This window comes from Pseudomonas meliae (genome assembly GCF_001400515.1).
GTDB classification, from domain to species: domain Bacteria; phylum Pseudomonadota; class Gammaproteobacteria; order Pseudomonadales; family Pseudomonadaceae; genus Aquipseudomonas; species Aquipseudomonas amygdali.
In genome coordinates this window covers 1-10,333 of the sequence record NZ_LJQT01000461.1, presented here as the reverse complement: position 1 = coordinate 10,333, position 10,333 = coordinate 1, and the positions used below count along the sequence as shown (strand labels likewise).

8 protein-coding genes and 1 pseudogene are annotated in these 10,333 nt (G+C 58.9%); 6 read left to right on the top strand and 3 right to left on the bottom strand.

The genetic code is table 11. The features are described from left to right. Positions 1 to 46: 46 nt before the first annotated feature. Both ALO64_RS21160 and ALO64_RS21155 read right to left on the bottom strand, forming a co-directional pair. Positions 47 to 466 carry a DUF3010 family protein gene (locus ALO64_RS21160; RefSeq protein WP_002555669.1) on the bottom strand — a complete coding sequence of 140 codons (420 nt, stop codon included), beginning with the start codon at positions 464 to 466 and terminating at the stop codon, positions 47 to 49. 55 nt (positions 467 to 521) lie between these two features. Next, positions 522 to 932, bottom strand: coding sequence for a lysozyme inhibitor LprI family protein (locus ALO64_RS21155; RefSeq protein ID WP_002555668.1), 411 nt, complete (start codon positions 930 to 932; stop codon positions 522 to 524). 228 nt (positions 933 to 1,160) lie between these two features. Between ALO64_RS21155 and ALO64_RS21150 the strand changes: the two genes are divergently transcribed. The 6 genes from ALO64_RS21150 to etfB all read left to right on the top strand — a co-directional run bounded on the left by ALO64_RS21150 (position 1,161) and on the right by etfB (position 8,914). After that, on the top strand, positions 1,161 to 2,138 hold the full coding sequence (locus ALO64_RS21150; RefSeq protein ID WP_002555667.1) for a dipeptidase: 978 nt from the start codon (positions 1,161 to 1,163) through the stop codon (positions 2,136 to 2,138). 84 nt (positions 2,139 to 2,222) lie between these two features. Next, positions 2,223 to 2,753: a DUF5943 domain-containing protein gene (locus tag ALO64_RS21145; RefSeq protein WP_005613912.1), complete on the top strand. Its 531-nt coding sequence runs from the start codon at positions 2,223 to 2,225 to the stop codon at positions 2,751 to 2,753. Positions 2,754 to 2,768: 15 nt separating this feature from the next. Continuing rightward, positions 2,769 to 4,829 (top strand): dimethylglycine demethylation protein DgcA, encoded by a 2,061-nt coding sequence (gene dgcA / locus ALO64_RS21140; protein WP_044344197.1) that lies wholly within the window; start codon positions 2,769 to 2,771, stop codon positions 4,827 to 4,829. A gap of 116 nt (positions 4,830 to 4,945) precedes the next feature. Next, positions 4,946 to 6,907 (top strand): dimethylglycine demethylation protein DgcB, encoded by a 1,962-nt coding sequence (dgcB, locus tag ALO64_RS21135; RefSeq protein WP_044344198.1) that lies wholly within the window; start codon positions 4,946 to 4,948, stop codon positions 6,905 to 6,907. Continuing rightward, entirely contained in the window at positions 6,907 to 8,127 is a 1,221-nt protein-coding gene (etfA, locus tag ALO64_RS21130; RefSeq protein ID WP_002555663.1) for an electron transfer flavoprotein subunit alpha, read from the top strand. The genes dgcB and etfA overlap by 1 nt, the downstream gene beginning before the upstream one ends. Then, entirely contained in the window at positions 8,117 to 8,914 is a 798-nt protein-coding gene (gene etfB, locus ALO64_RS21125; protein WP_002555662.1) for an electron transfer flavoprotein subunit beta, read from the top strand. The genes etfA and etfB overlap by 11 nt, the downstream gene beginning before the upstream one ends. 2 nt (positions 8,915 to 8,916) lie before the next feature. Here etfB and ALO64_RS24775 read toward each other — a convergent pair. After that, a pseudogene (locus ALO64_RS24775) lies at positions 8,917 to 10,333 on the bottom strand (PI-PLC X phosphodiestherase-like domain protein); the annotation flags it as partial.

Genomic DNA, 10,333 nt, shown 5'->3' with positions numbered 1-10,333 from the left:
GCGTCGCATGCCTTTCTGGACGCTCTGCGTCCTCTCTTGAAGTTGCTTAAACGCTCTTCATCAACCCCGCACACGCCGCCTTGTAAGCTTCGTGCTGATACTTGTTAAGCGTATCGGGCAGGGCGAAAGCGTGTTTCTTGTTCTGCGCATTAATGGTCTGCGGCGAGATCAGCGCTACATCGCAATCGGACATCAGTTGAAAGATGGTTTCGATCTTGAATGTGGTCGGGCCGCCGGCGAATTCGCCTTTCTTGCTGCGTTTTTTGATGGCGATGTGACTGACGCCGTGTTCGCGTACGAAGCTGGCGAGCTGCGTAGCGAAAGCCTTGACGTTGGCAGGCTCTTCATCGTCCTCCAGCGCGATCTTTTTCGTGGCCAGCGGCAGATGAGCGAGCCCGCTGCTCTGCCGAGTGGCAAGGGCGAAGATAGCTTCGCTGCCTTTGATTTCTACACCGCAAATAATCATGAGAAAACCTGATGAGCTCGTTCATATAAAGAAGCAGGTTATCTCATCGTAGACGTTATTCCTGTGCAATCGACTCCAGGTACTCCGAGCGCTCGTCGCTCATGCGCGCAATGCAGTCGTTTTCACTGATGGTGAATGCTTTGCTGCCTGCCGCAGAAGGGAAGACTTCAACGGCGCAATCTGCGTCACGCAGCTTCTCCCAGGCTTGCTGGGCGGTCTTGAGTTTGCTGGTAAAGTCGTTGAATTGCGTCTTGTTGGCAACGAACTGGGACTGAACACGCTTGAGCAGGTTGTTGAAATTTTCCTTGAGCAATTCTTCTGCAGTCGTGCGGCTGTAAACCGAGCACTCCAGAGTCTGCTTGTCATCGTCAACACCGTCGCAAGGCGAGACATCCGGGTTCTGAGCAGCCTGTACGCCTGTCACAGCCGTTGCCATCAGGGCCAGGGTCAGCAAAAACGTTTTCATCGAGTCGCTCCGATCCATTGATACGCTGGATTCTGTCTCAAGCGCGAGACAATGAACAGGTTTACGACATCGTGGGGCGACACGCCGTCACCCTTTGTCGCATCTTGACGCTTTCGGCAAACCCCCTGTCGTTTTTGCACCCGGTTCACGCGACCCTCCGGCATATGCTGACCCCATTAGCGCCGACAGCCGATTCGGCGCGCCGGAATCAAAAAAGGGGACAGCCTGATGAGCCCAGCCGAATTGCACGCCGACAGCATCGTTATTGACGGGCTGATCATCGCCAAGTGGAACCGCGAACTGTTTGAAGACATGCGCAAGGGCGGCCTGACCATGGCCAACTGCACGGTGTCGGTATGGGAAGGCTTCCAGGCCACTATCAACAGCATCTGCAGCAGCCAGAAACTGATGCGCGAAAACAGCGACCTGGTCATGCCGGTGCACACCACCGCAGACATTCGCAAGGCCAAGGAACTGGGCAAGACCGGCATCCTCTTCGGCTTCCAGAATGCGCATGCCTATGAAGACCAGATCGGCTACGTCGAGATCTTCAAGCAACTGGGCGTCGGCATCGTGCAGATGTGCTACAACACCCAGAACCTGGTCGGCACCGGCTGCTACGAACGTGACGGCGGGCTGTCGGGTTTCGGTCGTGAGATCGTCGCTGAAATGAACCGTGTCGGAGTGATGTGCGACCTGTCCCACGTGGGTTCGAAAACCTCGGAAGAAGTCATACTCGAATCGAAAAAGCCGGTCTGCTATTCCCACTGCCTGCCGTCCGGCCTCAAGGAACACCCGCGCAACAAGTCCGACGCTGAACTGAAGTTTATCGCCGACCACGGCGGCTTCGTAGGCGTGACCATGTTCGCGCCGTTTCTGGCCAAGGGCATCGATTCGACCATCGACGATTACGCCGAAGCCATCGAATACGTGATGAACATCGTGGGTGAAGATGCCATCGGCATTGGTACTGACTTTACCCAGGGGCACGGTCAGGACTTTTTTGAATACCTGACCCACGACAAGGGCTATGCCCGCCGTCTGACCAGCTTCGGCAAGATCATCAACCCGCTGGGCATCCGCACCGTGGGCGAGTTTCCCAATCTGACTGAAACATTGCTCAAGCGCGGTCATTCCGAGCGCGTGGTGCGCAAGATCATGGGCGAGAACTGGGTCAACGTACTGGCCGACGTCTGGGGCGAGTAATCCGCCAGCCACACCTTATCGAATTGAACCCCCGCGGCCTTTCAGGCGGTGGGTGTAACCCGAATCATCTGGAGTTTGACCCCCATGGCTAAAATCGCCCCGCAACTGCCTATCGAAGTCGACAGCGAAACCGGCGTCTGGACCTCCGATGCGTTGCCGATGCTCTATGTGCCCCGGCACTTTTTCGTCAACAACCACATGGGCATCGAAGAAGTGCTGGGTGCCGATGCCTACGCTGACATTCTCTACAAAGCCGGTTACAAGTCCGCCTGGCACTGGTGTGAAAAAGAAGCCGAATGCCACGGCCTGCAAGGTGTTGCCGTGTTCGAGCACTACATGAAGCGTCTGTCGCAACGCGGCTGGGGGCTGTTCAAGATTCAGGACATCGATATCGAAAAAGGCACCGCCAGCGTGAAGCTTGAGCACTCCTGTTTCGTGTATGTCTACGGCAAGGTCGGACGTAAGGTCGACTACATGTTCACCGGCTGGTTTGCCGGGGCGATGGACCAGATACTCGCCGCCAGCGGCAGCTCGATCCGTACCGTAGCCGAGCAAGTTTACGGTGGTTCCGAAGAAGGTCACGACGACGGACTGTTTGTCGTCAAGCCGCTGTAAATCGAGGATCGCGTTATGGCTTTCGAAGCGATGTTCCAGCCGATCCAGATTGGCAAACTGACAATCCGTAACCGTGTGTTGAGTACCGCGCACGCTGAGGTTTATGCCACAGACGGCGGTATGACCACCGACCGGTATGTGAAGTACTACGAAGAGAAGGCCAAGGGCGGCATCGGTCTGGCCATCTGCGGCGGCTCATCAAGTGTCGCCATCGACAGCCCGCAAGGCTGGTGGAAATCGGTCAATCTGGCGACCGACAGAATCATCCCGCACTTCCAGAACCTCGCCGACGCCATGCACAAGCACGGCGCCAAGATCATGATCCAGATTACTCACATGGGCCGTCGCTCGCGCTGGGATGGTGATCACTGGCCGACCCTGATGTCGCCGTCAGGCATTCGCGAGCCGGTACACCGTGCGACTTGCAAGACCATTGAGCCGGAGGAGATCTGGCGAGTGATCGGCAACTACGCCAGCGCAGCGGCGCGTGCCAAGACCGGTGGGCTGGACGGGGTCGAGTTGTCGGCGGTGCACCAGCACATGATCGACCAGTTCTGGAGCCCGCGGGTCAACAAGCGCACCGATGAATGGGGTGGCAGTTTCGAGAACCGCATGCGCTTCGGCCTGGAAGTGATCAAGGCGGTGCGCAAGGAGGTCGGCCCTGACTTTTGTGTGGGCCTGCGCATCTGTGGCGACGAGTTCCACCCCGATGGCCTCAGCCACGAGGACATGAAACAGATCGCCAAGTATTACGACGACACCGGCATGATCGATTTCATCGGCGTGGTGGGCTCGGGTTGCGACACCCACAACACCCTGGCCAACGTCATTCCGAACATGAGTTATCCACCGGAGCCGTTTTTGCACCTGGCGGCCGGGATCAAGGAAGTGGTCAAGGCCCCGGTGCTGCACGCGCAGAACATCAAGGACCCGAACCAGGCAACGCGAATTCTGGAAGGCGGCTATGTCGACATGGTCGGCATGACCCGCGCGCACATTGCCGACCCGCACCTGATCGCCAAGATCAAGATGGGCCAGATCGATCAGATCAAACAGTGCGTCGGTGCCAACTACTGCATCGACCGCCAGTATCAGGGGCTGGATGTGTTGTGCATCCAGAACGCTGCGACGTCCCGCGAATACATGGGCGTGCCGCACATCATCGAAAAGTCCACTGGGCCGAAACGCAAGGTCGTGGTGGTCGGTGCCGGTCCTGCCGGTATGGAAGCGGCTCGGGTATCTGCCGAGCGTGGCCATGACGTAACGCTGTTCGAGAAAAAGGAGTTCATCGGCGGGCAGATCACTACCGCGTCCAAGGCACCGCAGCGCGACCAGATTGCCGGTATTACGCGTTGGTTCCAGCTGGAGCTGGCGCGCTTGAAAGTAGATTTGCGTCTGGGTGTTGCGGCCGATGGAGCAACCATCCTCGACCTGCGCCCGGACATCGTGGTGCTGGCGGTCGGCGGTCACCCGTTTCTTGAGCAGAACGAACACTGGGGTGCGGCTGAAGGCCTGGTGGTCAGCAGTTGGGATGTGCTGGACGGCAAGGTGGCGCCCGGCAAGAACGTGCTGGTCTACGACACCATCTGCGAGTTCACCGGCATGTCGGTGGCCGACTATCTGGCCGACAAGGGCAGCCAGGTCGAAATCGTCACCGATGACATCAAGCCGGGCGTGGCAATTGGCGGAACCTCGTTCCCGACCTACTACCGCAGCATGTACCCCAAGGAAGTGATCATGACCGGCGACATGATGCTGGAAAAGGTCTATCGCGAGGGCGACAAGCTGGTGGCGGTGCTGGAGAACGAATACACCGGTGCCAGGGAAGAGCGAGTGGTCGATCAAGTGGTGGTGGAAAACGGCGTGCGTCCGGACGAAGCGATTTATTACGCGCTCAAGGAAGGCTCGCGCAACAAGGGCCAGATCGACATCGATGCGCTATTCGCCATTCAGCCACAGCCTTCATTGAGCCAGCCGGGCGACGGTTACCTGCTGTTCCGTATCGGCGACTGCGTGGCGCAGCGCAATACCCATGCAGCGATCTATGACGGCTTGCGCCTGTGCAAGGATTTTTGAGAACAGCTACAGGTTGCAAGCTTCAAGCTGCAAGTAGAAGCCTTTGCTCGGTACTTTTTCTTGAAGCTTGCAGCTTGAGGCTTCCAGCTTAAAGCTTGCATCTTGAGGGCAACGTGATGCTAGACACCCTTCTTCCCATCCTGCTGTTCAGCGCCCTGGCCCTTGCGGCGCTGGGTGCGTGGCGGCGGGTGAGCATGTGGCGCAACGGACGGCCCTCGAAAGTCGACTTGCTCGGCGGGCTGCTGGCCATGCCCAAGCGCTACATGGTTGACCTGCACCACGTAGTCGCACGCGATAAATACATCGCCAACACCCACGTTGCCACTGCAGGGGGTGCGGTTGCCTCAATCGTGCTGGCGATTCTGGTGCACGGCTTCGGCCTGCATAACCGCGTTCTTGGCTACGCGCTATTGCTAATGACGGCGGTGATGTTTGTCGGCGCGGTATTTGTCTATAAGCGTCGTCTCAATCCGCCCGCGCGTTTGTCGAAAGGGCCGTGGATGCGTCTGCCGAAAAGCCTCATGGCGTTTTCCGCGAGTTTCTTTCTGGTCACGCTGCCGGTGGCGGGCATTCTTCCCGAGCATTTTGGTGGCTGGGTGCTCGTCGCTGTTCTCGGGCTGGGCGTGCTGTGGGGCGTAAGCGAACTGTTTTTCGGCATGACCTGGGGCGGGCCGATGAAGCACGCCTTCGCCGGGGCCCTGCACCTGGCCTGGCACCGGCGTGCCGAGCGCTTTGCTGGTGGTCGCTCCACGGGCCTGAAACCTTTGGATCTGAACGATCGAACCGCACCGCTGGGTGTGGAGAAACCTCAGGACTTCACCTGGAACCAACTGCTGGGCTTCGACGCCTGCGTGCAGTGCGGCAAGTGCGAAGCGGCCTGCCCGGCGTTTGCGGCAGGCCAGCCACTCAACCCGAAAAAGTTGATTCAGGACATGGTGGTCGGCCTTGCCGGTGGCACCGACGCAAAATTTGCGGGCAGTCCATATCCGTCGCTGGATGGCAAAGGCAAGCCGCTGGGCGAGCATGGCGGCAATCCGCATCAGCCCATCGTCAACGGGCTGGTGGACGCCGAAACGCTGTGGTCCTGCACCACGTGCCGAGCCTGCGTCGAAGAGTGCCCGATGATGATCGAGCACGTCGATGCCATCGTCGACATGCGCCGTCACCTGACCCTTGAAAAGGGCGCGACGCCAAACAAGGGTGCCGGGGTGCTGGATAACCTGATCGCCACCGATAACCCCGGCGGTTTTGCACCGGGTGGTCGGATGAACTGGGCAGCGGATCTGAACCTGAGTCTGCTCAGCGAGAGAAAGAGCGTGGACGTGCTGTTCTGGGTCGGCGATGGCGCGTTCGACATGCGCAATCAGCGCACGCTGCGCGCCTTTGTCAAAGTACTCAAAGCGGCCAGGATCGATTTCGCCGTGCTGGGCCTCGAAGAGCGCGACAGCGGTGACGTGGCACGGCGTCTGGGCGATGAGGCAACCTTTCAGGTACTTGCCCAACGCAACATTCAGACCCTGGCCAATTACAGCTTCAAGCGTATCGTGACCTGCGACCCACACAGTTTTCATGTGCTGAAAAACGAATATGGCGCTTTTGGCGGTGACTATCAGGTGCAGCATCACAGCACCTTCATGGCTGAACTGGTGCGCAATGGCGCATTGAGTCTGGGCCAGCACAAAGGTGCCAGCGTGACCTATCACGACCCGTGTTACCTGGGCCGTTATAACGGCGAGTACGAGGCCCCTCGTGACGTGCTGCGTGCGCTGGGTATAGAAATCAGGGAAATGCAGCGCTCGGGCTTTCGTTCCCGCTGCTGTGGCGGTGGTGGCGGCGCGCCGATCACCGATATCCCCGGCAAACAGCGAATTCCCGACATGCGCATGGACGACATTCTTGAAACCGCTGCCGAGGTGGTAGCAGTCGGTTGTCCACAGTGCACGGCCATGCTTGAAGGCGTGGTTGAACCACGCCCGCTGATCAAGGATATCGCCGAGCTGGTGGCCGATGCGCTGATTGAAGAAGTTATCCCCAGCCCGTCTGTTGCCAGCAAACGTGAACCCGCGGAGGTGTACTGATGAGCGACATTATCCGCCGCGACCCTCGTGCCGAGTGGATTGCTCGCAATCGACTGCACCCACTGCATGCGGCCATGCAGCCGGCGCTGAACAGCTGGATGGGACCAAACGGTTTGCTGCGCAAGAACGTGCATGGCCTGGGTTTTATCGGTCCCAACGGTATAAAGCGCATCGACCGTAGCGGCGCTCAGCAGGGTGGCGCGGTCAAGCGTTCGGCCGCTGCCGACGTGCAGTTGCCACTGCATGCCATCGTCGAGCCAGCGTTCTATATCACGGTGGTGCCCGATATGGTCGGCGGCCGCCTGAGCAGCCACGATCGCGACTTGCTGGGGCTGGCGCGTCAGCTTGCCGGAGCTGAAGGTGCCGTGCTGGCAGTGGTGTTCGGCGAACACAAGGAAACTGCGTTCGACGTTGCTGGCGTGGATCGGTTATTGATTATCGACGGTGCCGGGTTCGACGGTTATTCACCGGAACAGCGCGTGCAGGGTTTGCGAGCTGTGGATAACCAGTTCAACCCGCGCCACTGGCTGTTGCCGGACAGCCGTAGCGGCGGTGGCGAGCTGGGAAGACGTTTTGCCGCCAGTATCGGCGAGCGACCTGCAACGCGGGTCTGGCAGGTCAAGGACCAGCTGTGCATAAGTCGGGCAGGAGCCGGGCGCGAAGACCTGGTTCGGCCTTTGGCCCGTCTGATTCTGGCCGCCGTAGAGTGTGCCGAACCGGTGAGCGAAACCCGCCACGAGGTATTGGCGGTCGAGTTGTCCACAAGCGTGGCGCGCAGCCTGCCGCGTATAGAGGACCTGGGAGCGGTTGCCGTCGATCCCGGAGTTATCCCCATGGCTGAAGCCGAATTCATTCTGTCTGGCGGCAATGGTGTCAAAGACTGGGACCTGTTTCATCATGCCGCTTCGGTACTCGGGGCCACCGAAGGGGCGTCGCGGGTGGCGGTGGACGATGGTTTCATGGGCCGCGAGCGGCAGGTAGGCGCGAGTGGCACCTGGGTGACCGCAAGGGTGTATGTCGCCGTCGGTATTTCCGGGGCCATCCAGCATCTGCAGGGCATCGGCGCCTGCGACAAGGTCATTGCGATCAATCTGGATGCGGGGTGCGACATGGTCAAACGCGCTGATCTATCGGTCATCGGCGAGAGCGCCGAAGTGCTCACGGCGTTGATAGCCGCAGTGCAAGCCTGGCGCAGCGGAGGTAAGCGCGATGCAGCCTGAAGTGTCTGTGGATAAGCATGCGGTACAGATCATCAGTCTGGTGTCCATCGGGGCGCACCCGACATCGGGTCGTGCGCGCCGCGCCGAACAGGATGCGCGGGCCGTCGAGCTTGGCTTGCAGCTGGCTGGGGATAACTTGCAGGTACTGCACGCCGGCAATGCCGAAGAACCGGCACTGCGCGCTTACCTTGGCATGGGGCTCAACGAGCTGCATGTGCTGGAGCAACCCGAGGGCGCCGATGCGCTGGTCGCGTTGACTGACTACCTCCGCGATTCTGCCGCACAGGTGGTGCTGGCCGGCAGTCAGGCTGAAACCGGTGAAGGGTCGGGCATGCTGCCTTTTCTGTTGGCTGAAAGGCTGGGCTGGCCACTGGTGACCGGTCTGGCTGAGGTCGAGTCGCTGAACAACGGTACCGCAGTGGTGTTGCAGGCTCTGCCTCGCGGCCAGCGTCGTCGGCTGAAGGTCCGCCTGCCGTTTCTGGCCACTGTGGATAACGCGGCTCCCAAACCTCGACAGAGCGCATTCGGGCCCGCACAGCGTGGCACGCTGGACACCGAAAGAGTTCAGGTCGTTGCCGATGAGTTATTGACCAACCAAGCGCTGCAGCCAGCCAGACCGCGGCCCAAACGCCTGAAAGTGATCAAGGCCAAGAGCGGCGCTGATCGCATGAAAGCCGCCACTGCCAAGGCCAGCGGCGGCGCAGGCCAAGTGCTGAAGGGGCTGCGCCCGGAAGAGGGCGCAGCCGCGATTCTGAAGCTGTTGATCGATGAGGGCGTCGTAAAGTAAGGCTATGGTCTGGTGCTGCCCTCTTTGATGGGCGGTTTGCCTTTCTGCTCGGAGAGAGGCTGGAAGTAGGCATAGGAAATGCTCCCGTCCAGACCACCGCCATTACTGACCTCGACTTTTACATCCGCGTTTTCGTAACTGCGGTTGAAACTCGAAATCGTGATGGGTAGCAAGATGGCTCGTTTGAACGTTACGCCTGTACGGCCTTGGCCAAAACTTCCGTCCGGCTTGCCGGTAACCGAGAACCTCGATCCCTTACCGGCCTTGAGTATTTTGGCAGAGCGTATTTCATCGTTGTCGCAGCCATAGCTGTTATTGCCACTGCCCATTTTGAATTGTCTGTCCGCATTGAAGGGCACCGTGCAGACAATATTCTGTGTTGCCCCATTGCCTTCATATAACACAATGCTTGCGTCGCTTATGTCGTTATCGTCTGCTTTGTTAAGCACTTTTATTCGTGAAACCTTACCGTCAAGCCCATTATTATGAGAGGCGACCTTGCGGTAGTAGAACGTATCGGCCGAGCCCTCGAATGAATCGATTCGCACCCTTTTGCCCATGGGAATCGATTGCTTGACGTCTATCAGTGTGAAGTCATCCTGCTTATCTGCGTCGGGGTTGTCGTACAGTTCTATACGCGTGCCCGCTCGAACACCCTCAAGTTCCATTGACCGGAGTTCGTCGTTCTCACACCCGCGTGAGGCAAGCTTCATGTCATATTGAACGCCGCTGGTGCCCCCACCCTGATTCACCGGCAATACGCAGGAGGTGTCCCCCGCACGGTTGGCCCGGTTGTCTTCGTAGAAATAGAGACCGCCTTGAGAAAGCGCCGCAGCATAGGGCAGCGCGTCACCCACCTGGTTGAAGTCAATGCCCAGGTAGTTGGGTTTGCGCCAACCGGTCGCTTCGCCGCAATAGTTTTCCACCCGGCGCTGCAACCAGGTCAGGTTGTTGTCCATGTTTCCTGCATGCAGCGTAGTACTGCCCCAGGCATGGAATTGATTAAGAACGAATAGCCGCGGCAAACCACCGTCACGGGTGCGCAATGAAAGGTCCATGTAGCTGTAGCGTCTTTTGCATTGCCAGTCATGAACCAGCGAAGTTATACCCAGGTTGTAGGAGTTCTCAACTTGCGTGTTGGGTGCCCAAAGAACCTCGGCCTGTTTGCCGGCCAGCGTGTACTTCTGCGCCGCTGACCCGTTCGATAACATGACGAGGCGTTTGTTACTGTCGATCATTTCCCGAACCGTTGGCCAGCTTTGTCCGTTGGACACATGGCTGTAATCCGCTATTTCCGGCACTTCTTCCAGCACCGGGAGCAGTTCGGCTGGGCTCAGCGTCGATTCGAAAAGCATGGAAATGACGGCATTTCGATCTTTCTTCATGTAGGCAATAAACTCTCTTAGGGAGGCGCTGCAA

What these genes read in the sequence shown, in the direction of transcription:
- ALO64_RS21160 (WP_002555669.1), bottom strand. Translation starts at nt 466, where the DNA reads ATGATTATTTGCGGTGTAGAAATCAAAGGCAGCGAAGCTATCTTCGCC.
- ALO64_RS21155 (WP_002555668.1), bottom strand. Translation starts at nt 932, where the DNA reads ATGAAAACGTTTTTGCTGACCCTGGCCCTGATGGCAACGGCTGTGACA.
- ALO64_RS21150 (WP_002555667.1), top strand. Translation starts at nt 1,161, where the DNA reads ATGAGCCCAGCCGAATTGCACGCCGACAGCATCGTTATTGACGGGCTG.
- ALO64_RS21145 (WP_005613912.1), top strand. Translation starts at nt 2,223, where the DNA reads ATGGCTAAAATCGCCCCGCAACTGCCTATCGAAGTCGACAGCGAAACC.
- dgcA (WP_044344197.1), top strand. Translation starts at nt 2,769, where the DNA reads ATGGCTTTCGAAGCGATGTTCCAGCCGATCCAGATTGGCAAACTGACA.
- dgcB (WP_044344198.1), top strand. Translation starts at nt 4,946, where the DNA reads ATGCTAGACACCCTTCTTCCCATCCTGCTGTTCAGCGCCCTGGCCCTT.
- etfA (WP_002555663.1), top strand. Translation starts at nt 6,907, where the DNA reads ATGAGCGACATTATCCGCCGCGACCCTCGTGCCGAGTGGATTGCTCGC.
- etfB (WP_002555662.1), top strand. Translation starts at nt 8,117, where the DNA reads ATGCAGCCTGAAGTGTCTGTGGATAAGCATGCGGTACAGATCATCAGT.